Origin of the sequence: Companilactobacillus tucceti DSM 20183, assembly GCF_001434665.1 — a bacterium.
GTDB classification, from domain to species: Bacteria; Bacillota; Bacilli; order Lactobacillales; family Lactobacillaceae; genus Companilactobacillus; species Companilactobacillus tucceti.
The window spans coordinates 23,224-47,872 of sequence record NZ_AZDG01000014.1 but is presented as its reverse complement, the minus strand read 5'-3'; the positions used below and the strand labels follow the sequence as shown (position 1 = coordinate 47,872).

General features: G+C 34.9%; 22 protein-coding genes and 1 pseudogene. 14 read left to right on the top strand and 9 right to left on the bottom strand.

The window, feature by feature from the left end:
* Positions 1 to 332 precede the first annotated feature (332 nt).
* The 5 genes and pseudogenes from FC72_RS07100 (at position 333) to FC72_RS07080 (ending at position 5,552) form a co-directional block, all read left to right on the top strand.
* Positions 333 to 1,517 (top strand): Firmicu-CTERM sorting domain-containing protein, encoded by a 1,185-nt coding sequence (locus tag FC72_RS07100; protein ID WP_057766219.1) that lies wholly within the window; start codon positions 333 to 335, stop codon positions 1,515 to 1,517.
* Positions 1,518 to 1,553: 36 nt separating this feature from the next.
* Positions 1,554 to 2,153 carry an exosortase family protein XrtG gene (gene xrtG / locus FC72_RS07095; RefSeq protein WP_057766217.1) on the top strand — a complete coding sequence of 200 codons (600 nt, stop codon included), beginning with the start codon at positions 1,554 to 1,556 and terminating at the stop codon, positions 2,151 to 2,153.
* Positions 2,153 to 3,508: a TIGR03111 family XrtG-associated glycosyltransferase gene (locus FC72_RS07090; protein ID WP_057766215.1), complete on the top strand. Its 1,356-nt coding sequence runs from the start codon at positions 2,153 to 2,155 to the stop codon at positions 3,506 to 3,508. Before xrtG ends, FC72_RS07090 begins: the two co-directional genes overlap by 1 nt.
* Before the next feature lie 3 nt (positions 3,509 to 3,511).
* Positions 3,512 to 3,874 (top strand): annotated as a pseudogene (locus FC72_RS07085) (6-carboxytetrahydropterin synthase); the annotation flags it as partial.
* A gap of 70 nt (positions 3,875 to 3,944) precedes the next feature.
* Positions 3,945 to 5,552, top strand: coding sequence for a TIGR03766 family XrtG-associated glycosyltransferase (locus tag FC72_RS07080; protein ID WP_057766213.1), 1,608 nt, complete (start codon positions 3,945 to 3,947; stop codon positions 5,550 to 5,552).
* A 241-nt stretch (positions 5,553 to 5,793) separates the two neighbouring features.
* On the opposite strand, the gene FC72_RS07075 is transcribed toward FC72_RS07080, so the two are convergent.
* From FC72_RS07075 to FC72_RS07055, 5 genes are all read right to left on the bottom strand, one after another.
* Positions 5,794 to 6,234, bottom strand: coding sequence for an OsmC family protein (locus tag FC72_RS07075; RefSeq protein ID WP_057766211.1), 441 nt, complete (start codon positions 6,232 to 6,234; stop codon positions 5,794 to 5,796).
* Between the two features lie 215 nt (positions 6,235 to 6,449).
* Positions 6,450 to 7,424, bottom strand: coding sequence for an acetylxylan esterase (locus tag FC72_RS07070; protein ID WP_057766209.1), 975 nt, complete (start codon positions 7,422 to 7,424; stop codon positions 6,450 to 6,452).
* A gap of 25 nt (positions 7,425 to 7,449) precedes the next feature.
* Entirely contained in the window at positions 7,450 to 8,955 is a 1,506-nt protein-coding gene (locus tag FC72_RS07065) for a sodium:solute symporter family protein (protein ID WP_057766207.1), read from the bottom strand.
* Positions 8,952 to 10,145 (bottom strand): cation:proton antiporter, encoded by a 1,194-nt coding sequence (locus tag FC72_RS07060; RefSeq protein WP_057766205.1) that lies wholly within the window; start codon positions 10,143 to 10,145, stop codon positions 8,952 to 8,954. The genes FC72_RS07065 and FC72_RS07060 overlap by 4 nt, the downstream gene beginning before the upstream one ends.
* Positions 10,145 to 10,888, bottom strand: a complete 744-nt coding sequence (locus tag FC72_RS07055) for a sugar phosphate isomerase/epimerase family protein (RefSeq protein WP_057766203.1) — start codon at positions 10,886 to 10,888, stop codon at positions 10,145 to 10,147. Before FC72_RS07055 ends, FC72_RS07060 begins: the two co-directional genes overlap by 1 nt.
* A gap of 436 nt (positions 10,889 to 11,324) precedes the next feature.
* Between FC72_RS07055 and FC72_RS07050 the strand changes: the two genes are divergently transcribed.
* A complete protein-coding gene (locus FC72_RS07050; protein WP_057766194.1) occupies positions 11,325 to 12,200 on the top strand; it encodes an N-acetylneuraminate lyase in 876 nt (291 codons plus the stop codon).
* 14 nt (positions 12,201 to 12,214) lie between these two features.
* The gene (locus FC72_RS07045) at positions 12,215 to 12,907 is read left to right on the top strand and encodes an N-acetylmannosamine-6-phosphate 2-epimerase (RefSeq protein ID WP_057766193.1); all 693 of its coding nucleotides are present in this window, start codon (positions 12,215 to 12,217) and stop codon (positions 12,905 to 12,907) included.
* Positions 12,908 to 13,251: 344 nt separating this feature from the next.
* Here the strand turns inward: FC72_RS07045 and FC72_RS07040 are convergent, their stop codons facing one another.
* On the bottom strand, positions 13,252 to 14,073 hold the full coding sequence (locus tag FC72_RS07040; protein WP_057766191.1) for a MurR/RpiR family transcriptional regulator: 822 nt from the start codon (positions 14,071 to 14,073) through the stop codon (positions 13,252 to 13,254).
* 85 nt (positions 14,074 to 14,158) lie between these two features.
* Between FC72_RS07040 and FC72_RS07035 the strand changes: the two genes are divergently transcribed.
* Positions 14,159 to 15,019 carry an ROK family protein gene (locus FC72_RS07035; RefSeq protein ID WP_057766189.1) on the top strand — a complete coding sequence of 287 codons (861 nt, stop codon included), beginning with the start codon at positions 14,159 to 14,161 and terminating at the stop codon, positions 15,017 to 15,019.
* A 173-nt stretch (positions 15,020 to 15,192) separates the two neighbouring features.
* On the opposite strand, the gene FC72_RS07030 is transcribed toward FC72_RS07035, so the two are convergent.
* Positions 15,193 to 15,429, bottom strand: a complete 237-nt coding sequence (locus FC72_RS07030; RefSeq protein WP_057766187.1) for a hypothetical protein — start codon at positions 15,427 to 15,429, stop codon at positions 15,193 to 15,195.
* Between the two features lie 72 nt (positions 15,430 to 15,501).
* Here FC72_RS07030 and FC72_RS07025 point away from each other — a divergent pair, with 72 nt between their 5' ends.
* From FC72_RS07025 to FC72_RS07015, 3 genes are all read left to right on the top strand, one after another.
* Positions 15,502 to 15,882 (top strand): YueI family protein, encoded by a 381-nt coding sequence (locus FC72_RS07025; RefSeq protein WP_057766185.1) that lies wholly within the window; start codon positions 15,502 to 15,504, stop codon positions 15,880 to 15,882.
* 15 nt (positions 15,883 to 15,897) lie between these two features.
* Positions 15,898 to 16,875, top strand: a complete 978-nt coding sequence (locus FC72_RS07020) for a ribose-phosphate diphosphokinase (protein ID WP_057766182.1) — start codon at positions 15,898 to 15,900, stop codon at positions 16,873 to 16,875.
* Between the two features lie 70 nt (positions 16,876 to 16,945).
* Positions 16,946 to 17,146, top strand: a complete 201-nt coding sequence (locus FC72_RS07015; RefSeq protein ID WP_057766181.1) for a hypothetical protein — start codon at positions 16,946 to 16,948, stop codon at positions 17,144 to 17,146.
* 581 nt (positions 17,147 to 17,727) lie between these two features.
* Here FC72_RS07015 and FC72_RS11130 read toward each other — a convergent pair.
* Complete coding sequence (locus FC72_RS11130) at positions 17,728 to 17,928, bottom strand: hypothetical protein (protein ID WP_057766179.1); 201 nt, start codon at positions 17,926 to 17,928, stop codon at positions 17,728 to 17,730.
* 372 nt (positions 17,929 to 18,300) lie between these two features.
* Here FC72_RS11130 and FC72_RS07005 point away from each other — a divergent pair, with 372 nt between their 5' ends.
* Entirely contained in the window at positions 18,301 to 20,517 is a 2,217-nt protein-coding gene (locus FC72_RS07005) for a hypothetical protein (RefSeq protein WP_057766176.1), read from the top strand.
* A gap of 226 nt (positions 20,518 to 20,743) precedes the next feature.
* Here the strand turns inward: FC72_RS07005 and FC72_RS07000 are convergent, their stop codons facing one another.
* The gene (locus FC72_RS07000) at positions 20,744 to 23,071 is read right to left on the bottom strand and encodes an HAD-IC family P-type ATPase (protein WP_057766174.1); all 2,328 of its coding nucleotides are present in this window, start codon (positions 23,069 to 23,071) and stop codon (positions 20,744 to 20,746) included.
* Between the two features lie 89 nt (positions 23,072 to 23,160).
* On the opposite strand from FC72_RS07000, the gene FC72_RS06995 reads away from it, so the two are divergent.
* Positions 23,161 to 23,823 carry an HAD hydrolase-like protein gene (locus FC72_RS06995; RefSeq protein WP_057766172.1) on the top strand — a complete coding sequence of 221 codons (663 nt, stop codon included), beginning with the start codon at positions 23,161 to 23,163 and terminating at the stop codon, positions 23,821 to 23,823.
* A 2-nt stretch (positions 23,824 to 23,825) separates the two neighbouring features.
* Entirely contained in the window at positions 23,826 to 24,638 is an 813-nt protein-coding gene (locus tag FC72_RS06990) for a hypothetical protein (protein WP_057766170.1), read from the top strand.
* Positions 24,639 to 24,649: the final 11 nt, after the last annotated feature.

Below are 24,649 nucleotides of genomic sequence, written 5' to 3'. Positions count from 1 at the left end.
TTCGAGGGCAATTTATCGTCGTTCTAATTAGGACGATAATAAATTGCCTTTTTTGCGTACTAGAACTTTGTTTAAATAAACTTTTCAATAGCTATTGACTATATCATGACAACTAGCTAAAGTAAGGTGTCTATATTATAAATTGTTTTAGTTATATTAACGAATGAATACAAATAATTGATCGGATAACTTTTTTATATATCTAAAACTAAGAATCTTTATAACGGCTATAAATTGAGTTAAAATATAATTAAGTATAAATATTTTTGTAATAAACTTTAGAAAATGGTGATTGAGGAATCTCTATTTTAAAGGAGGGGGAATCTATCGTTATGAAATTACGTAAAATGATAGTACTCGGTGCAATTCTTTTAGGATTTGCTGGAACCAGTGCGTTTTTCACACCTTCAGTTGCAAATGCTGCGTCTGACGCTAGTTCAGTTACAATTGACGGTCAATTTTCGGATTGGAAAGATGCTAAATTAGTTGAGGGTTATAACGGTTACACATCGATGGTAAGTGACGGTCAATATATCGATGTTTACGTTAAGATGAAATATGCTGCTGTTCCTGGTCATGGAGATTACATTTTCAATATTGATGGTAAAAAGTATCATGCCTGGTTCCCTGATACAAGTAGTGATGAACCAAAACAAATCAGTATCACTGGTGGATCCGACTACGACGGAACACAGTATGGTACAGTCGGTACCGGATATGTTTCTAAAGAAGATGGACATGATGTTGGTGAATTTAGAATAGATTTGAGTAAATTCAATTTACCAGATTCTGATGTTGGTAAAGAAATCTCAATGACAAACTCTAACATTGGTAACGATGCTGCTACTACAACCATCGCTTCAGTGGGTGGAAAAGATGCTGTTGGTACTGTGACCGGTAAAGCAGATAAAAGCGAAAAAGGTGACACACCTACTGACGCTAATGCTAATAATACAAATGATAATTTAAATATTGTTATTGATGGTAAATATGAAGATTGGAAAAATATCCAATTAACAGAAGGCTACGGTGGATATATTGCCCTAGTCAGTGATGGTCATTATGTTTATTTCTATGTAAAAATGAAATATGGTATGGTGCCAGGTGAAGGTGAATACAACCTTACTTTTGGTGATAAAAAGTTCTCCGTATTTTCAAAAAATATGCCAAGCAGTCTAGATAAAGGACAAACTAAGGCAGTTGATCTACAAGCCGGAGATTATCATGGAGATAAATCCTACGGGGTAGTCGGAAACGGTTATGTTACAAATAATGGTGATAATAATGTCGGCGAATTTAGAATAGATGTCAGCAAGTTAGATGTCTCAACAATGATCGGGCAAACTGTTACTATCGATAATCCTAGTATCGGTGCCAAAAGTGTTACAACTTCTGGTGGTTCAACTGGTCCACTTTTGATTTCTGGAGTAGGAGTTTTAATTGCTGGATTCGGTTATGTCAAACTAAAGAAAGCTGGATACTTGAAGCGTAAAGAATCACGTATCTCTGGTAAATAGTTTGTTAGATAAATTAAATAATAGGACTGATGTTAAATGAACGTATACATCCTGCTAGGAATTGTAGTGTGGTTGTACATGTTGTCAGTACTAAAGCGAGCCCAGTTATCTGCTTTCTTCTTTATTGTTGGTAGTGCTGGACTTTTCTTTATTTTAATGGCAATAAGCCGACCATATTGGGTCTGGTTTTTTACACATGCAGTTATTCATGGTGTAGACATATTTAATAAAATTACTGGCTGGACAACGGTTATGTTAAAAACAGGTCTAGTGTATATAACTAACGGTCATAATCCAGTAATTATGTCGATAGATTATGAATGTTCAGGAATTATTGAAACGTGTGCGTTCGTCTCATTGGTCGTTTTCTTTCCAATGTATGAACGTAAAGAAAAAGTGTTCTATGCTATTTTTGGATTAGTATATATATATATGATCAATGTTTTGAGATTGATATTAGTTATTGCAATCGTTCATTTTATGGGTGGACAGTCATTTTTCTTGGCCCATTCAGTTATCGGACGACTAGTGTTCTACGTATTAGTCATTGCATTGTATTATAACGTTTTCACGTACTCTCAATTAGCACGTGGAATTTATCGACAGTTTATAGATTGGAGGGGTAAAAAGAAGTAATGTACTGGATTAATTTAGCACTTACCAGAATGGGTTTTTGGATCACATGGGCTCTTATTCCCATTGTTGTTGAGATAATTCCTGCAATTATTTCAACGATCAAGTTGATGCATATGCACATGCATGAAAAGAAGTTAACACCACCTGGAAAATGGCCATATGTATCCATTATTGTTCCAGTATATAATTCTGAAGATACCTTATTTGACTGTATTCGTTCTATAAATAATCAAACTTATCCAAAAGATGCTATGCAAATTGTCTTGGCTAACAATCAAAGCACAGATGATAGTTTTGGTGCCTATGCTAAAGCTCAAAATACCTTTCCTGAGTTGATATTACGTTATGTAAATACTGACAATGGTAAAGCTAAGGCCTTGAATACGGCTATTTATGAGAGTATTGGGACTTACGTTATTAATATTGATAGTGATGGTCTACTTGAACCTCATGCTGTAGAAAATATGGTTTTAAGATTTGAAAATGATTTTAGTATTGCTGCAATGACTGGAGCAATTTTACCTAAAGAAGAAATGGTTCAAAATGTAAAGGGATTTTGGCATCGTATTTTAGCTAAGAATGAATACTATGAATATGCCCAAGCCTTTATGTCAGGGAGGACGATCGAGTCTTCTCGTGATCAATTATTTACTATGTCGGTTGCTTTTTCGGCGTTCAGACGAGAAGTTTTAATGGAAACATTTTTGTATGATATTGATACAGTCGGTGAAGATACCGATATGACTTTCCAGATAAGAACTCGATTAGGTAAAAAAGTTGTTATTTGTGCGGATGCAATTTTTTATGTTGAACCTATTTCTGGTTTTAAGGAGTTGTATACGCAACGGCAAAGATGGCAACGTGGTGAATTAGAAGTCACCCACAACTATATGTCACAGTCAGCCGGTTTGAAGAGATTCTTTAATAATTTCTTGGTAAGAAGAATGATGATCGATCATACCTTCAGTTTTCCAAGAATGATTTGGACTTTTGCCAGTTTTGTATTGATAGCATTTGGATTTTCAGCATGGATACTTTTATTGTCTTATTTGCTGATCTATTCGCTATATGTTTTTGTGGCAGTCGTCAATTATATTAGTGTAAGTATCCTTTTACGAAAGTACCCTAAAGAACAACATTATTATGTGCGTCTTTGGTGGGTAACTTTAACTTTGCCGATTTATGTATTTATTTGTTCATGGATTCGTTTGATAGGAATTATTAATGCTATGACTACCAAAGCTTCTTGGGGTATGCGTGGTATTAATACTGAAATGAGTCAATTGAAAAATGTTGTTAAAGATGACATTCAGACAATAAGAGAGCAGCGAAAAAAGGATAGAAAGGGAGAATAATTCATGGTAAAACAACGATCATATAAAATTAAATCGTATGTTAATGCCAGTCATGCGGTGCGTTGGAAGTCAGGTACTGGTAAGAAACATAACCATACTTGGGAAATAACTTGCGAATTGCATGTATTTGAAGGAATGGTTTCTTTCTTTGATATCGAAAAATCATTGCATCGAGCCATTGATGCTTTGTCTGGTAAATTCTTAAATGATTTGCCTGAATTCAAAGTTGTTAATCCAACAGTTGAAAATGTAACGGAATATCTCTTTAATGAAATCGATGCAATATTGCGTGCAAATGGCGCTATGTTGATGAGAATCGAAGTCAGTGATTCTCCTACACGTGCATATTGTATAGATATTACGGAAAGAACTTTGCCAACTGAGGCAGAGGTAGAAGCAGAAACTAAATCTGAACAAAAACAACAGGAAAAACCAGATGCGTAGACTTTATAATTTTAGTAATTCAGTGATCAATATATTTTGGAGAGTCTTATTTTTTCTGACTCTCTTTTTTGCGTTAACCTCAGTAAATATCATTCTTGGTGACAATGATACGTTTGGGACTAGTACAACTATGTTAACGACCGGACTTATTATTTTTATTGTGGCAATATGCGTTATGATTTACGCGTATCCAAGTATAAGAGCTTGGTTTTACAATGTTTTTATAACTCATCAGATAAGGACTAGTAGTTTTATTTTATTTTTAGTAGTTCTTGGTCAAATATTTTTTGTTACATTTTGTCATCCAACGAGTGGATTTGATTCGGGGATGTTGTTACATGCAGCTACAAGTGTTAAACATGCTCAAGAGGTTGATGTAACTAGTTATTTTAGTCTTAACCAAAATAACTTGCCGATAATGTTGTTCATGCATTGGTTGGTTACTTTAAGTGGTCAAACATCTTGGTTATTTTTTGATTATGTGACGTTAGTTACTGTTGATGTATCGGCGGCACTTAATTTATTGAGTATTTGGCTCATTAGAAAGAAACTATTAGGGACAGCCATCTATATGCATTGTGCTTGGTTGATGGTTTTTCCAACGATTATCATGCCTTATACAGACGCTTGGTCACTTCCACTAGTTTCGCTGTATTTATTTTGTTATTTTGTAATGCATAAAACCGCAAAAATGAAGACGCCAATGGAGCAGTTGTCCTTTGTTTTAGCGGGATTAGTATTTGGATTTAGTGCTGTTTTAGTATATTTTGTAAAGCCATCTGCTATTATTCCCGTAGTTGCAATTGTAATTATTGGCTTATTGAATTGGTTGATCAAGAAAAAGCACTTTACGATGCAAGGTGTAGTATTGATTTTTTCAGCACTATTACTAATTGGAGTCAGCGGTGGCGCTACTTATAAAGTTGCCAATGATAAAATACAAAATCAAACATATATCGAAATTGATAAGTCTCGTTCTATTCCAGCTATTCATTTTATGGCTATGGGAGTATACGGACAAGGTGGATATGACTGGCATCAGGCCGTGGCAATGACTTTTATACCGACTGAGAAGCAGAAATCTGAATACTCCGTTAATATGCTTAAAAAGAGGCTTAAACAACTTGGCCCTTGGGGTTATTTTAAATTTCTGATTCTGAAACAACGAAACAATACAGCTGATGGAACTTTTGGCTGGCTAAAAGAAGGCCACTTTTTCCTAGAGAATCAAAAGCCGAGTGATAAAGGTATTACTAATAAATTAAAGAACTTTATATATCTATATGGTAGAAATATCGCAGATTTTAGATTTACGGCCCAATTATGGTGGATAGTCTTGTTAGTAACGATTGCATTAGGTTTTGGTCAAAGAAATGACTTTGTTCGAATATTGAAATTATCATTGGTCGGCGGATTCATGTTTTTATTACTATTTGAAGGTGGACGTAGCCGTTATTTGATACAGTATCTCCCTTGCATTTTGTTGCTAAGTATACTTTCATCTGAACAAGCACTTTCTAATATCAAACGGTTACTCGGTTGGTATGAAGTTAAAGTGGATGAGGCTGAAAAGGCTGATAAATTAGCTAGAAACAGTTAAAAATATTATTGTCTTTAAACGTGTAGCGTAAACGTGTGCCAACACATAGCTTTTTCCGCTTAAACCAAACAAAGGGATGTGACGTGAGTCACTCCCTCTTTTAGTTTCCGAACTTTATAGACTAAACGTGCGATAAAAGGCTGCAACCTACACATAGCTACGAACCACGAATGATTGATGGTGCCAATCATTCGCGGCCCTAGGCTATGCTCCGGTGGCAAACCGCCTTTTTTCACACTCTCTAGTAAGTTGAAACTTTATCCTCAAATTCTGGAGGATTTGCAATTGTATCATGTACTGGACAATGCTTAGTTACAAATTCAATGTATTTTTTTACTTCTTCCTCGGTATTATCGGCATCAACATAAAAAGTAGAGGTTAACTTAGAAAATCCTACTTTAGCATCGGGATTTTTACCTAAGTAACCATCTGGATCAAAAACACCTTCAACTTCTACTTTGATATTTCTTAGTATTATTCCTTGTGATTTAGCAAAGGACTTGGCAACCATAGTTTCACAGGCTCCAAGTGCTGATAATAGAGCTTCAACAGGATTCATACCCTCATTTGTTCCACCAGATTTGATTGGTTCATCTAAGATAAAATCAAAATCTCTAACGTTACTGTTGACCTTGATTCCTTCAACCGGGTTGATCGTAGCTTTGTATAATTTTTTAGCCATAATAATCCCTCCTATTTTGACTATATTTATAGATTAAATTATCTATGGGGTTCGTACAAATTAAATGATTAGAATGTGTTTTTCTAGATATGCAGCTTAAACGTGCAAAGAAACATAGCTTTTTCCGCTTAAAACAGACAAGGTCAGCAATCCGTTGGATTACTGACCTTGTCTGTCTTAATGCTCGAAAGCTGACCATGTTTCTTTGCACTTTCTTATTGGGTTTGAATTTTGATCTTAGAACCTGACAACCAATTCATGACTTTATCGTTAACATGGACATTCATTTCCTCGTGACCGTAATCGGGAAGGGTGAACATTTCTTTATCACAAGTTAGCCGGTTGAACATGGCAAATTGAGTCGAAGGGAAGCAGATATTGTCTTCTAGTCCAGTTATGAGTTTTACAGGGTTTTGGATTCTATGAGCCATATTCTTGATGTCGATATAAGATAAAGTATTTAGAATTTGTTCTTCAGTTGTGTGGAAAGGATCTGAGAACTTAAAATATCTAAATAATTCGTCATAAGGTTCATTTTGATCTCCCAATTCAAGGATACGTTTAAAGTCGGATAAGAATGGATATATCGCAACTGTTAAAGTGATTTTTTTGTTCAAAGCGGCGGCGACAAGTGACAACGCACCGCCTTGTGAAGCTCCGTAACTATAGAGTTTACTTTCATCTACAAAAGATTGCTTTGAGATTATTTCAACTATTTGATAGACATCTAAATAGACGTCCTTAAAGAATAAGTGGTCAGGACCATCGATAGCACCACGAATGATTTGACCCTTTATAGTATTACCGCGAAATCTTGTATTGTCTTGTGATTGGCCTGCTTGACCACGGACATCCATCATTACAACTCCAAGACCCGCAGCTGGATATTGTAGTAGTACTGACCAATCTAGTGATTGTGCCATGTAACCATGAAATGTGAATACTACAGGACACTTCTCTTTATTTTTGGGGAAAATACATTTTGCATAAATAGTCGAATCATTTGTGCCTTTAAATCTAAGCTCGTAACAATCGACATTTGGGAGATTAAAATCTTGATGAGTTAATTTATATTCTGGTGAGGAATTTAAATTTTTGATTTGTTTATCCCAAAATGAATCGAAATCTTTTGGGACTTCTTGTCTTCCGCGATAAGTTTTCATATCTTCCAATGACATTGTATCTTGCAACAGTATTGACTTCCTTTATTTAAAATTATTTTTTAACATATTGTTGATTGATAGTACCAACTGTTAAACCAGTAACATCTTTGTTTGATTTTGGAATGAGCAAGCTGAAAACATAACCAAGAACAAATGATGAAATAAAGGCAACACAAGCAACTAATAGTGATGAGATGTTAAGTGATTGTGCATAGAATGATAGAGCAACACTGGCAATAAGTCCTAGTAGTACACCGGCGGAATTTGCACGTTTTGTAAAAATACCAGCGGCAAAGACACCAGCAATAGGAACACCAAAGATACCAGTTACAGTTAGGAATAGATTCCATGTTTCAGATGCGTTACCTAATAGTAGATAAATAGCAACACTTAGACCTAACAATCCAGCAATAATGATAATAATACGAGCGAGAGTTACGTCACTCATATTTTTAAGTTTATCACCGAAGAATCTTTGTTTAAAGTCAGTTACAGCACAAGAAGATATAGCATTTAAACTTGAAGCAATTGTTGATTGAGCAGCAGCAAAGATACCTGCAATAACTAATCCCGCAACTCCGGCAGGCATTTGTGTGATAACAAAGTAAGGAACAATAGCACTAGTATTGAATCCCTTTGGTAGAGAACCTGTATGACGGTAAAAACTGAAAAGAATTGTTCCCATTCCAAAGAATAATGGAATAGTGATCAAAGCAAGAATACCGTTAGTCCAAAGAGATTTGTTAGTTTCTTCAACTGATCCAGTTGTTTGGTAACGTTGAACAACGTCTTGACTACCTGTGTATTGATATAAACTGTTAAAGATTTGTCCTGCAAGGATCAAAGGAATAAATTTGGATAGATCTCCAACATTCCAATCAGCACCAGAGAAGAATTTTTGGTGTACAGATACATCGTTTATAACAGTACCAAAACCACCTTCAACATAAACGATACCTAGAATACAAACTAACAAAGCGCCACCAAGTAGAAGGAAACCTTGGATAACATCACTCCAGATAACACCTTCAATACCACCTAGGAAAGTATAGATAATACATAATCCACCAACGAAGACGGCAATTAAGATAGGATTGATGTTTGAAACGGAAGTAATAGCAATAATTGGCAAATAAATAACGATAGCGACACGTCCAATATGATAGAGCATGAAAAGGGCACTACTGATGGCTCTCATAATGGGACTAAAACGTTCTTCAAGATATTCATAAGCTGTAGTAACGTGTAATTTTCTAAAGAATGGAACGTAATATTTAATCAAAATAGGAATAAGAATCAAGATGGATAAATTACCCACGGCGTAACCCCAGTCATTCAAAAATGATTGTTCAGGAGTTGACATAAAAGTAATAGCACTTAATGTAGTTGCATAAATACTAAATCCAGCTGCCCATGCAGGGATCTTACCTTCAGCAGTAAAGAATGCATCTGAATTTTTACTAGCTTTCTTTGTAAAATAAGCACCAACACCAAGCATAGCAAGTAAGTAAATAACTAAAACGATCCAGTTTAAGGTACCAAAACCGGCCTTTGTCATATTTTCACCTCATTTATATTATTTGATACAATTTCGTTTTCTTTTTTAGCTCTTTGAATAAATAATTTGAGAATCAGTGGTGCAATAATTGTAGTAACTACCGTTACCACGATCATGGCTGTGTAATGATTTTGATCGATCAACTTTGCTCCAAGTGCAACATTGGCAACGACTAATGCCATTTCTCCACGTGATACCATCCCAGCACCAACGATGTTTGATTCATTCCAGGATAAGTGGAATACTTTTGCTCCAAGAGCACCACCGACTTGTTTTCCGATAATAGCGATAATAATTAATGAAACAATGAAGATAATGTCATTTTGTAATCCTTTGAAGCTGATATTTAAGCCAATGCTTACGAAGAATACGGGGATAAAAATGGCATATCCAATTGGTTCTATTTTTAGAGCTAAAGATTCTTTAAACTTTGTTTCTGATAAAGCGATACCGGCAAAATAGGCACCTAAAACATCACTCATACCAAGAGCAACTGCAATTGCTGCAAAGCCAAAGCATAAAATGACGGCACCGGTAGCTTCATTTTCACTAGTATTTAATTTACTGAAGAAGGACATGAATTTAGGGACAAACCATTTACCTAGAACTAGCATGATGACGAAGAATAACAATTTAGTACTGATCATTAACCAAACAGGTTGTTCACTACTTCCAGAAGAACCAAAGAATGCTACGCAAAGTCCTAATAAGATGACGCACATAATGTCATCAGCAACTGCTGCTCCTAGGATGATTGCCCCTTCTCGTGTATTCATCCGTCCCATTTCCTTTAGTACTTGTACTGAAATACTGACTGAAGTAGCACTAAGTACTAAGCCTATAAATATTGAGGTCGTCCATGGAAAATTGAATACAAGAGCACATAATAAAGCGGCACTTATTGTTGGAAAAACAACACCCAAAGTTGCTACGGTCATAGCGGGTTTCCAATACTTGATTAGTAAAGAAAGATCACCCTCAAGTCCGGCAATAAACATTAGAACGATGACACCAATTTCAGAAAAATATTGAACAAAAGTAGTACCGTTCAAAATGTTTAAAACAGCGGGACCAGCAATGACACCAACTAGAAGTTCCCCAATAACACTTGGAAAGTTCAATACGCTGGAAAGATGTGCTCCCAATTTAGTTAAGATTAAAATAATTACTAATTGAAGAAGAATACTCATTAGTTACTATCTCGTTTTTGTAAAACATCATTAACTAGCTTGATTTGTCCAGGTAAGTCTTGTTCAGATGTTTCATATTCAATGAATACAGGGATGTTCTTTGACAAGTTATTGATCAATGACTTCCAATCAGTAGCTCCTTCATTTAACATAACTGTTTCTTTATCTTTTATATCTTTTAAATGAAAGACAGTAATTGCGTCAGATACATTTTTGAAAGCATCGATTGGGTCTTCTTCTATCCAATACCAATTACCTGAATCAAATGTGTATCCTAAAGGAATATCTAATTCTCGTAATTTTATGATCTGTTGGACAATATTTTTTAAAATTCCGTTGTCGTTTGGTTCATTTTCAATCGTTACTTTAATGTCATATTGGTTAAGTAAGTTTTTTAAACTATTTAGCTGTTCAGCTGAAACTTCGCTTAAATCGCCAAGACTTATTTTTAGATTTTCAATATGATATTTTTGAGCCATCTTCAGATGATTTTCTATATTTGGATTAACTTCATTGGTCTTGAATAATTGTTCAGGAACTGAATAAAAGAAGCCCCAATTTTGCTTTTTACATAAGGAATAAATGTCTTTTAACTCTTCATCTTTTGTATCTTTACTGAAGAGTTCCCCACGGACTTCGATATTATCAATAGGGTAGTCAGATAATTTTTCCAAATAGGAAAGTTGTGAGTTGCCAGCTTGGATTTCATTTGCGAATACAGCTGTATTAATAGACGCTTGCATTATTTTTCCACCTCTCAAATAAAAAAACCGTCACTAATATCCACCCAAACAGGGCGTTATTAGTAGCGGTTATAAGAATTGGATAACTATTACGTGAAAAATATAACATGGTCTGACAGCAATGTAAACGCTTTTTTAAAAATGGATATCGAATAAGTATAAAACGATAATCATTAACGGATTCTCTACTACTTTATAGAGAACTTTTTTATTTTCTTTGATTTTAGAAATAAACATTTGGACAAAATGATTATATAAAATGGCAAAAAAATTTTAATAATCAAGAAAGCCTATTTAGCACTAACAGAACAATTAAACGAAAATAATTATCGAAATACACCATTGAAATATTAATTATCGTATTGTACATTTATGTCAGCGGTTAACGATTGGAAAAACTATTACAAATAAAATCTAAATTTAATCGAGGGCAATTATGAAAAAATTATATTCAGCATTAATGACAGCTTTTAATGATGACGGTTCAATTAATGAAGCCGGCACAAGAGAAATGATTCGTTACAACATTGACGTAAACAAAGTTGACGGTTTATATGTCGGTGGTAGTACAGGTGAGAACTTCAACATGAGTCATGAACAAAAGGAACAAGTTTTCAAGATTGCAATTGATGAAGCAAAAAATGATGTTGATCTTATTGCACAAGTTGGTTCACTAGATTTAAATGAATCAAAATATTTAGCTAAATTTGTTACAGATCTTGGCTACCCACATATTTCAGCCGTTACACCTTTTTATTACAACTACACATTTGAACAAATCAAAGATTACTATAATGAAATCGTTAAAGACGTTGATAATGAACTTATTATTTATTCAATTCCAGTTCTAACAGGTGTTTCACTATCACTTGATCAATTCGCAGAATTATTTGAAAATCCAAAGATCATTGGTATCAAGTATACAAATGCTGACTTCTTCTTATTAGAGAGAGTTCGTAACAGATTCCCTGATAAATTGATCCTTTCAGGGTTTGATGAAATGCTACTTCCAGCACTTGCACTTGGGGTTGATGGTGCTATTGGTTCTACATATAACTTGAATGCAAAACGTGCTAAAGCAGAAATGAATGCTTTTGACGCTGGAGATATCGACAAAGCTCGTCAATTACAAAAAGATAGTAATGACTTGATCTCAGCATTAATTGCTAATGATATTTATCCATCATTGAAACTTGTCTTCAAAGAACTCGGTGTTAATGCTGGTGTTACAAAGAAACCTATGGCACAACCAACTTCTGAAATGATTGCTGGAGCAAAGAAAATTTACAATGACTACCTAAAAGAAGATTAAGAAGTGATACTTTTATGAAAAATAAATTTTTAAAAATAGTTAAAGGAAAGTTAGTCGTTTCATGCCAAGCACTATCTAATGAACCTTTGCACAGCTCATTTATCATGTCTAGAATGGCTCGTGCTGCAAAGCAAGCTGGTTCGGTAGCTATCAGATGTAATTCTGTAGTTGATATTCAAGCGATTCAAGATGAAACGCATTTACCAATTATTGGTCTTAACAAAGTGGATTATGATGACTCACCAGTCTATATAACTCCAACAATGAAAGAAATGCGTGCTGTTGCAAGCACTGGTGCAGAAGTTGTTGCCTGTGATGTAACAGGACAAGTTAGACCACATGGAGAAAAATTGGCAGATATCGTTGCTCAAATGCGTAAGGAATTCCCTGATACATTGTTGATGGCTGATACAGCAACAATTGAAAATGTACATGAGGCCATGGATCTAGGTTTTGATATTATCGGAACGACAATGCATGGATATACTCCTGATACAGAAGGAATGAATATTGCCGACAACGATTTTAGTTATTTAAAAGAAGTTCTTAAGGTTGCCGATCGTCCAGTAATAGCTGAAGGTAAAGTTGATACACCAGAAAAAGCTCGTTATTGTATCGACCTTGGCTGTCACGCTGTAGTAGTTGGTGGAGCAATCACTCGTCCTTTGGAAATAGCTACGAAATTTATAGATGCTGTGAATGCATAAAAGAGTGTTACAAAGCATGGTCAGCTTTCGAGCATTAAGGCAGACAAGGTCAGTAATCCAACGGATTGCTGACCTTGTCTGTTTTAAGCGGAAAAAGCTATGCTTTGTAGCACGTTTATGCTGCATATTAAAGAAAAAAGGATATGTCACGACTTTATCCTCAGTGTACAAAAAGAGGATCATGACATAGGTCACAATCCTTTTCTTCGTTTTTGGATTTCTATAGACTAAACGTGCAACAAAAAGCTGCAACCTCTAAGCTACGAACCACAAATGATTGATGGTGCCAATCATCTGTGTCTCTAGGCTATGCTCCGGTGGCAAACCGCTTTTTGTTACACTCTTTAATTATTACTATGAAATTTATTTTCCATAACTAATTCAACTGTATGACTAAGACGCTTACTGAATGTTTCATTTTCCAGAAGCATAGTCGTAATGATATCTAACGCATATGTAATGGCAAATTGTGAATTGATAAAACGAGTGTTATCAACAAAATTACTGTTTTTAACTAAAATAGGATAATCACTTAGCTCATATAGTTTACTTTTTTCAAAACCAGTGATGCCGACTACTTTTGCTCCGTTTTTTTGAGCAATTTCGGCAGCTTTATTCAAGTCAGTTGTGCTACCAGAAGATGAAAGTGCTAAAACGACGTCATCTTTTCCGATGATACCTGATGTGATGTACATTATATGACTTTCAGTCATGGAAAAAGCGGCGATACCCATTCTAATGAGTCTTTGTGTCATTTCTTGAGCAGTATATCCAGAACTACCGATACCGAAAATATAAATACGATGACAATTGGATATTAGATTAACTACTTTTTTTAATTGATCAGTGTCTAAACGTTCCCAAGTATCGCTTAGTACGTTTCTATAAAAGCTGTAAACTTCGTCAGCAATAGAATTTTTGGCTGATGGTTTTGGCGCTGCTTGTCGTTCGCTAGCTAATTGTAATTTAAAATCATAGAAATCATGACAATTCATTTTTTTAACAAAGCGGGTGATGGTGGCGTTACTAACACCAACCTTTTTTGCTAAAGTAGTAATGCTCATTTTTTGAACATCACTAGGATTTTGAATAACTTGAATGGCGACTTTTCGTTCTTGTCTAGAAAGCATTGGTAACTGTTCTTCAACTAGTTTTAGAATATTCATAAAAGTTCCTCCGTGGACTATAACACAATAATAAATACCAAATTAATAAAAATCAATAATTGTTAACAAATAGGGAGAGAGAATTATGGATGATAAATTATTTCTTGCTTTTGATATAGGTGGAACTACCATTAAGTATGGAATCGTAGATAAAGAACTAAATGTCAGTGATTTTGGTAAAGTTGATACTAAGCATAATAAAGATGGATATATTTTGACGGCATTACAAGAAGTTACTGCTGACTTTCAAAAAAAGTATAAATTAAGTGGAATTGGAGTCAGTACTGCAGGGATAGTTAAAGATGGTAGCATTTTATTTGCTGGACCAACTATTCCAGGCTATCAAGGCACAAAAATCCAAGAGACTTTGGAAAAACAAACAGGATTAGCAGTTTTTGTTGTTAATGATGTTGACGCTGCCTTGTTAGGAGAACAATTAGCCGGTGTAGCCCAAAACAGTGATACAACTTATTGCGTGGCTTTAGGTACAGGAATTGGTGGAGCATATCTCAAAGATAACCAATTACTAAGTGGTACGCATGCTTATGCAAATTCAATTGGCTATATATTATATGATGAAAAAACCAAAACAAACTATGAACAGCGCGCTTCAACTTTGACCTTAGAACATAATTTAGAAAAATATCATACTAGTGTTATAGATGCTTTTGAATTTGCTAAGAAAAAAGAGGAGCCATTCTTACAAATAATCGAAGATTGGGCAGATGAGGTGGCAAAAGGATTAGCTGAGGTAGTTTTATTGTATGATCCAGAAATATTAGTTATTGGTGGCGCTGTATCAAAACAAGGGCAGTATTTATTAGATTTGTTGCATCGTCATATGGACAGCAAGATCCCTGATGGATTGTTTAAAACGGAATTACGCATTGCCCGATTGACGGATAAGGCACAGATATATGGGGCTGTTTCTAGGTTTATGGGTTAAAATACATTTTTCTGAATTCGGTTCTTTATTTTTATCTTTAAATTTGTAACATAAACGTGCGACAAAGCATAGCTTTTTCCGCTTAAAACAGACAAGGTCAGCAATCCGTCGGATTACTGACCTTGTCTGCCTTAATGCTCGAAAGCTGACCATGCTTTGTCGCACTCTGTAAATTAAATTCTTTTCTTAACATTATATTGCACGACACCTGTATCTTCTTTGTCGTTTGGTTTAGCGTCCTTAGCAAAATAAACGTAGAACTTCTTATTATCAGCTACGTCCTCTGCTACTACCAAGGATGATTCATAAGGATCTTTAGCTTTATATATTTGTGCTCCTCGAACAGCTTCGCCAAAATCCCTTGAATTAGCAATTGCATCGCCCGGGTTAAAAAATACCATTTCGTCCATAACCAACACATCCTTTCATTGCTTCTATTATACAATTATGATATTAATTAAGCGAAGAGAAAGAGGGATGCTATGACTAATGTTGAAGATTATATTAAGAAAAATATTTTTGGCAAGCCACAATTAAAGCCTGATGAAAAAAATAAATTTTTAGGTAATTTTGCTGAAAGAGTTGCGATCGCGTTAACGGTTGCACAATTAAAGAACTCTAGTAATATCAAGCTGGTAGAGGACATTATGAAAAAGTATCCTCATTATCATCTTTATTTAAATGGAAAAATAGATCCATACATACTGGATAATTATATTCAATTAAGTGTAAAATTAGGGTATAAGTTTACCATTGTTACGCAATCACCCGTGAGAAAAGGTAGTCGAGAATTAACCGATTCTGATATGGCCTTGGTGATTGCTGACGAGAATAAACCCATTGGACGACCAGTACTTTTATAATTTTGGAGGACAAAAATGTCTCAGTCATTAGATAAACTTGCTTTACTTTCTTTAAATGGAAATAAACCTTTAGCAAAGAGAATTTCTGAATATATGGGAATTCCATTGTTGGATGCTTCTGTTTCTCATTTTAGTGACGGGGAAATCAACATTCAGATCAACGAGAGTATTCGTGGTAAGGATGTTTATATCATCCACTCTGTATCTGATCCCGTTAACGATAACTTTATGGAATTGATGATTGCGGTTGATGCGTTAAGACGTGCAAGTACACATAGAATTACATGTGTTTTACCATACTTTGCATATACGCGTTCAGATAGAAAATCACGTTCCAGAGAACCTATTTCTGCTAAGCTTTTTGCTAACATGCTTGAAATGGGAAAAGTTGATCGTGTGATTGCACTTGATATGCATGCTGATCAAATTCAAGGATTCTTCGATATTCCAGTGGATCATCTACGTGCAATGCCTATCTTTGCTCGTTACTTTATGGATACAATGGATAATAAAGAAGATGTTGTTTTCGTTGCTCCTGATCATAATTCAACAAAACGTGCGCGTGCTTTAGCAGAAGTATTTGGATCACAAATTGCTATCGTTGACCAAAGATCTACTGAAGATGATGATATTGTTTCTGACGTTATTGGTGACGTTGAAGGAAAAGAATGTGTTATTGTAGATGACTTGATCGATACAGGTACTAGAATGATCAATAGTGCTAAGTCATTAATGAATGCTGGTGCCACTGGTGTTTCTGCCGCAGCGACACATCCAATCTTTTCAAAGAATGCAGCTCAAAGATTGCAAGATTCTGATTTGAAACAAATTGTTGTTACAGATTCAATTACTATCCCTGATGAATGCTGTTTTGATAAACTAAAGGTATTATCAGTTACTGGATTAGTTGGAGATGCTATTCGCATTATTGAATCAGATGATTCAACAGCGCCATTGTTTACTGTTCGTGATAACTATCGAGAAATAAAATAAGGACTCATCTGGGGGTGTCCCAGAAGAATCCTTTTTTATAACTAATCAAAAAATATAAAAGGTGGTATATATGAAAAAGAAAGGTCCCATATTTTCCTTAACGATTTTAATTATAACTTTATTGGTTGTCAGCGTAATTCTTTACATTGCTGACCAGCAAAGGGCAATTTTAACCCTAATGGAAGTCATTGTGATTTCAGCTGTCTATCTAATGGGCATGGAAAGAAATCACAAGGGACACGGTAAGAAACGCAAGACCGTTAAACCTTAAGTACGAGAGCGCAACCCAACACGGTCAGCTTTCGAGCATTAAGGCAAAAGATCTCATCAATCCGTTTTTGGATTGATGGGATCTTTTGCTTTAAGCGGAAAAAGTTGTGTTGGGTTGCGCGTTTAGACTGCATATTTAAGAAAAATAAAAGGAGAAATCCGATTTTGGAGTGCTGGGACTCCTTGTTTTAAGCGGAAAAAGTTGTGTTGGGTTGCGCGTTTATACTGCATACTTAGGAAAAGTAGATGAGTTAGTTTGTTAATTGCCGTCTCTGGGTACAAGAAATATTGGCGCTGTGGGGACCGCTTGGAGCCGAGGTCTTCAAGCTCAATTTTGAACTTCGCAAAAGGCGCAAATTTCAAAACTCGTCCCGTTGTGTAAGGGCTAAAGCCCTAACACAACCTTCACCGCTACCAATATTTCTTGTACCCAGAGACTAATATGTAACACTATGTGAATAACTAATTTAATAAACATACTATATTATTTGAAATTGAATATAAGTAAAAAGGTTAGATACTTTTTCTGGATTTATACCAAGAAAAAATATCTAGCCTCTTTGTGTTCTGTCCCAATTTTAACTATTTTTTCATGAAAGCAAGTACTTTTTTCTTATTTGGTTTCATGCTTCCTGCTAAAAACGAAATTATTACTGCAATAACGGAAAGCAAAAATTCCCATACTGACCATTTAAAAACTAAGGTTAAGACTAACATAATAAGAACTGAAATTAACAAAACTCCATCTCTAGGGCCTAATTTAATATATGGATACATCATCATCAGATGTCACTTCTTTCATTAGAATAATATCAACCTAGATTTATTGTGGATGGGAAAAGTGGATTCCATAAGATCTTAGAAACCGTGTGTCTATCTCTGGTAGAAAGAAGTCTAGGAATAATTTGAGATCCATTTAAATCCTAAGAATATTATATCTCTTCCTTTATTTTTACGAAAGCCTTTTCATATAGACCTGTAGGGATTACTTAGAACCGTTTATTTTAAGAAGAAAAAAATATATTTTGTTACAATTTTATTTTTTTAAATGAAATTCTTCCGAACCAATGAATAAATTATCCAAAGGTATTATTATATAGGTAATGATATATACATATTTTTATCGGGGTAAAAAGCACGAAAGGAAGAGGAGAAATGTCAGGGAAAGCAAAGAAAATATTGATGATTAGTTTGCAAGCCTGCTTATTTTTGCTTGTCTTTTTTAGTTTGAGTATTAAAGTTTCTGCCGATGACGTACGTGTGCAGGCGCCTAAGGGATTGAATTATAATTCTATTCAAAATTTATTTAATGACCCAAATCCAATTTGGGGAACATCCGGTGATGATAATAGATATCGTAATGCATTTGTGATGGCGAATAATGGATTTAGTAATGTGGATCCTTATTCAGCAATTGGTGGAATTAATCAAGCAGGGGATTCTTCAGATACTACAGGTTATATGTGGAGTAAAAGCAATAACATGTTAGATATTACTAAGTCACAAACATTTGGTTTTTGGGTCGCAGCAGGACCAGGAAGTAGTGGCAAGATGGATGCCAGCTTAGCCTTTGTCTTGCAAAATGATCCTAAAGGAGAAAATGCTAGAGCTACTTTAGGTAATGAAGCATCAGGTAAACCGATTATGACCCCTCCTGAAGGACTAGGTGTTTGGGCTCCAGATACTTCGAATCCAGCAGGTGCTATTCAAAATAGTTGGGCAATAGAACTCGATACAAATTCAAATAATAGTAATATAACTAATAATGCTTTTGATGTAGGATTACAAACGGCAAAACCGCATATTGCAAGTAATTATCCAGGTAAATCAAGTTCTTATGTTAATGTTGGAACTAACACCTATCAGCTTATTCATCAAGGCGTTATGTACCATTACTTAGGTAGTAATACATCTGGACACTATTGGCACCATTTATCAGTTAAATATAGTCCCAATAGTGATGGGAAAACCGCTGATGTAACGTATACGATCAATGATAAAAATCCAGATGGTACCGAAAATTCTTCTACAGGTACTGAAACTCAAACTAATCCAATTAAAGAATCAAAAACAGAGACGGTCGATTTGAGTCAATTTCATCTTAACGGGAGTAAAAAACTATACTGGGGATTTACAGGTTCTGCCAGTTCACTTGGAGGCGGTTTATTATTAGTTCTTGAATCCATACCAACTATTGTTGATGGTTCAATAACTTCACAATTGATTGATGATAGTCAAGATGGTCGTGTTTTGGATGATCCAGAGGGTAACAATTATATTAATTCGGGTGATAATTTAACCTATAAGTATCAAGTTAAATATAATAGTGGAACTGTGGATTTGAAAGATATTTTAGCTAATATTAATCTTCCTAATATGACTACGTTCAAAAGTGGAACTGTGACGTTTGCTAATGGTAATACTGAAACAATAACTTCAAGTGAATACTCCAAAAATTTGATAACACATACCATTAGTACGTCTCCAACAACTAATGCGTTAAATGAAAATAATAAAACGGCAACAATTGAAATACATGTTGGAACAGCATACTCAATGTTAGGAACAACGGTACCTAAGAGCTATGCTTCATTTAAGGGTAATACATATATCGGAGATACTTATGCACCAGGATTTATTATTAGACCTTCTGTACCAAAACACACGTTATCACTAACTTCAACTACGCAATCATCACAAGAAATTCAACAAGATCAAGACGCAACAATTGATGGTAATTTAAAGTATTCTGATGGTGCTAAGTTTGATACTCAAGGTGCTGATATTCATGTGAATGTTGATGGAGAAGATCAGGATTTAATTAATGTTGGTTCATCAGGGTCAGATACAAGTCTTAGCTTTAGTCAAATTTTATCTGGTACTGATTTGAAAGCAGGTACACATAAAATAACGATTTTTGCTTCTGATTCGTACTATATAAAATCGAATAGTATGACTTTTACGGTCATCGTTGATGATAAATATTCCAAGATAAATGCTTCAGACGCGTACAGTTTTAGAACTCTTAATGGTGCTAGTGCTAGAATAATAAAGCGTCAAGGTGATTGGCCGTTAAGCGTAACGTCTAAGAACTCATCTTGGGAATTAGATGCACAGGCAAGCCCATTAATGGATGGTGATAAAGAGTTTGCCGGTTATATTATTTATAAAGATGCTGATTCTACTCGAGATATGCAGGATAACTTGATTAAAATCGGTGAGTCAAAAGACGCTGAAACAGGTACTACTTCAATTCCGGATAAGTATGATTGGACAAGTGATTCTGGAGTGTTATTACAATCGACAACTGATGTAACAAGTGGAAATTATGTTGGTCAGATTGATTGGACTTTGGTTGATAGTCTTAACTAGAGGGTGTGACAAAAGGCGGTCTGCCACCGGAACGTAGTCTAGAATCACGAATGATTGGGACTTTCAATCATTTGTGGTTCTAGACTATGTGGAGGTTGCAGCCTTTTGTTACACGTTTAGGCTATATAAAAATTTCGGAAATGTAAAAAGGGGCTATGACATATGTCACAGCCCCTTATTTGTGTTTTACTTTAATGCTCGAAAGCTGAGCGTGTTGGGTTGCGCTCTACTTCCAATTTATTCTAGAAAATACTCGACGTCCCAGTACTTCACGCATAAATATGAATAGGGGCCAGATTATGATAAAGATAGTTAAGTAAATGAAAATGTAGCGCCAATCCATAATACTTTGAATGCCAAATAATGATGCTCCGAAAATAAATAGTATTGCAAAAATGGCAAAGGACACGCCGATCATTACTTTCTTACGATTTATAAGCGGCTTACTAATTGACAATAAAGCACAATATCCAATCAAACCGATCACAAACACAGATTGGGTCGAGGTTATATTAAATGGAATGTTCATTTTTCCACCAAAGAAAGCAATTCCACAAATTAATAAGATATTACATATTGCGGCGGGTAAGGCTATCTCCATGACATTTCTCATAAATCTTCCAGCTGGAGGAGTGTAATTTGGCTCTAAAGCTAAGATGAACGTTGGAATACCCACGGTTAAAGCATTAATTGGCGTTAGTTGTGAAGGCTGGAATGGATATCCGGTTCCAAGAATAATAAAGATGACCGCCAAAACTACTGAATAGATTGTTTTTATCAAGTATAAAGAAGCAACTCGTTCAACGTTGTTGATAACTCTGCGGCCTTCGTTAAGCATGAAAATCATTGAATCAAAGTTCCTATTTAATAATACGAAATCGGCACTTGCTTCAGCGGCATCACTTTCACCAGCAATAGCTACACTACAATCTGATTGACGCATTGCCAAAACATCATTGACACCGTCACCGGTCATACCAACGGTTAATCCGTTATCTTGCATAGCTTTTATTAAATCTGATTTTTGACTTGGACGAACGCGACCAAAAATTTTGTAGTCATTAACTAATTTATGATAGTCACAATTTTCATCGATCTCGCTCATATCTACGTAATTCTCACCGGAATCTATCCCAGCTTGTTTAGCAACATTTGCCACAGTAACAGGATTGTCACCTGAAATGATTTTCAAATCGATTCCTTGATTTGTTAAGTATTTGAATGTGGCTGGAGCTTGTTTTCTTACTTCATCGGCAATTTTTATTAAGCCAACTAAAGTATCTTGTTTCAAAACAGCAATAATTCTAAAGCCCTGTTGAGCAGCGGTTTGAATAGTATTTTTTAGATCATCTGAAGGATTTTTTATGATAAACTCTGGAGCTCCCATGATGTACTTAGTATTGTTGATGTCTATAAAGCCAGAGTATTTAGTTTCTGATGAAAATGGAATTACTTTCTTTATTTCTACATTTAGCGAATCACTATTCAATTTTTTTATTGCTAGTGCAGTCGCGTTGGTTTCTTGGGTAGCATCGACAATTTTGGTAGCCGTTTTTTTAATCATTTCTTCTGAAAAGTCATTGAAGGCTATTATTTTTTTAACGTTCAAATTACCAGTAGTAATAGTTCCCGTTTTGTCCAGGCAAAGAGTGTCGACTCTAGCAAGGGTTTCAATTGCACTTAGTGATCGTACTAAAATATTTTTTTTAGATAAGTTGTAAGCACCAGTGGCTAAGGCAACTGATGTTAGTAAAACTAAACCTTCTGGTATCATTCCGATAACAGATGCAGAGGTCCCAAGGATCGAAGTTGAAATATTGTTGTTTTGAAGATACGAACGGAAAAATAAAAGAAGCCCAATAGGGATGATGGTGTATGTTAGAATTTTAATGATGTTGTTGATAATCTTCATTAAGACACTTACTGAGCGTTTATCTTTACTGACAGCAGAAGATAATTGGGAAACAAAACTATTCAATCCAACTTGAGTCAGTTGCATTTTAGCTTGTCCAGCAACTACGAAGCTCCCTGAGTAAACCGGTTCACCGACTTCTTTAGTTATAGTATCGGATTCACCAGTAATACTTGATTCGTTAGTTTGTAGGCCATTTGTAGAACGCACGATACCATCAGCTGGAATCGTATCTCCACGTTTTAATACAATGATATCGTCTTCTACTAGGTCCTCAATTTTAACGTCAATTTTAACGCCATTCCTAATAGTAGGAAAATCCTGAACATTTACAAGACTGATTTTATCAATGGTCAGTTTAGAGCGTATCTCTTGGAAACTTCCAATAATTATATTGGCAATTACAGGTCCTAAGAAAAATAGATTTCGATATGAACCAGTCCAAAAGATGAGAATGGCGATGACCAAGTTTAAAAGATTGAATAGGGTAAATAGATTACTACCGATGATTTGGGGAATCGATCGGGATAATTTTTTTATTTGGACATTTGTAAGTCCTTGATTTATTTTAGATTGTATAGCTTCACTTGAAAGACCAGAATCTATGTCAGTATATGAAGCAGGTTTCTTAATTTTTACCATAGATTACCTACGACTATTAGTTATTTTATAGCCAATGCTATATAATTTGCTTTACTACTTAAAATTTAACACAAAAGGATGAATATATTTTGAATAACTTATTTTTTGACTTGGATGGGACAATTATTGACTCAGAAAAGGGGATCGTAAACGGACTCAAGTACATGTACAATGAAGTCCTTGGTTATGTTCCTCATAATGATGATATTTTGAGAACATACATTGGACCAACTATTAGTTATTCTTTTAAAAAGTATGATAACTTAGATGGAAATGATCCCGAAGCACAACGTCGAGTATCAATTTTCCATGATTATTATATGACTAAAGGTTGGAAAGAATTGAGCGTTTATGATGGGGTTTATGATATGCTCAAGGATTTAAATAACTCTGGAAAAGAAGTTTTTATTGCAACTTCTAAACCGGAAAGTATTGCTAAGAAGATAGTTGACCAATTGGAAATGAAACCATATATTAGACATGTATTTGGAGCTACTGATGATGAAAAGACTCGTTCTCTAAAAGAAGATGTAATTTCATATGGTATAGCTAAAACTTCCGTGAAACTAGATCCTGATAATCTAGTCATGGTAGGGGATAGAAGTAGTGATATTGTGGGGGCACATAAGAATAATTTGAAAGCAATCGGTGTTACTTATGGTTTTGGTAAACGTCAAGAATTAGCTGACGCCAAATCAGAGTGGATTGTAAACAAACCATCTGACATCACTAAAATAGCTATGGAGAAGTAATTATGAGCAAGTCATTATCATATAATAGGCATGGTTTTACCTTATTCTTATTATCAATATGTCTCATGTTGATAGTGTTTTTAGGGATAACTCTGACCACAATTTTGAATGGGGACTATGTTAAAAAAGTGATTTCCAGCGATGAGAATGTCTCTTTAATACGTAGTTACTCTAATCAAAAAATTAATAGGTTAGTGAACAGCTATTCATCAGTTTCCAGCGTTTCGACTAATCTAAGTAGAAGAGATGTAAAAAAAATAATCGGAACTTCTGTGGATGAAGTTTATGATGATGACTCCAAACTTACCGTTGGTAGCAGTATTTTAGATACCATTGGCGGTAATTTAAAACGAGCTTCAAAAAAACAAGGTTTAAATATTGATGCAGAAATAAATCAAACAATTAGCGTTAATAAAGACTTAATGAATCAGATGATCGATGATGATCTGGGACCGATAAATAATTTATCGATCGGTATTAAAAGAGTTCGTGGGATAGTTAAAATGATTGTTTTGACTTTAGCAATTATTTTTGTATTATTGGCTATTCGCTTGCGGGCCAAGGTTGGATCTAGTATGTTATTTTTCCACCATTTAGGTACGGTAGGCATATGTACCTCGATATTATTAGCAATTTTATTGGCATTTATTTATTTTCCTATACAAGACCTTATATCGAGCAATATTGAGTACAATTTACATGATGTACTTTATAATGTCCTCAATGGTATATTCCTCAGCTACATATCAATAGTTTTTATGGTGTTTATCCTAAGTTTGATCGACTGGGGAAGTACCATGAAATATAAGTACTGATAGCGAGGTGT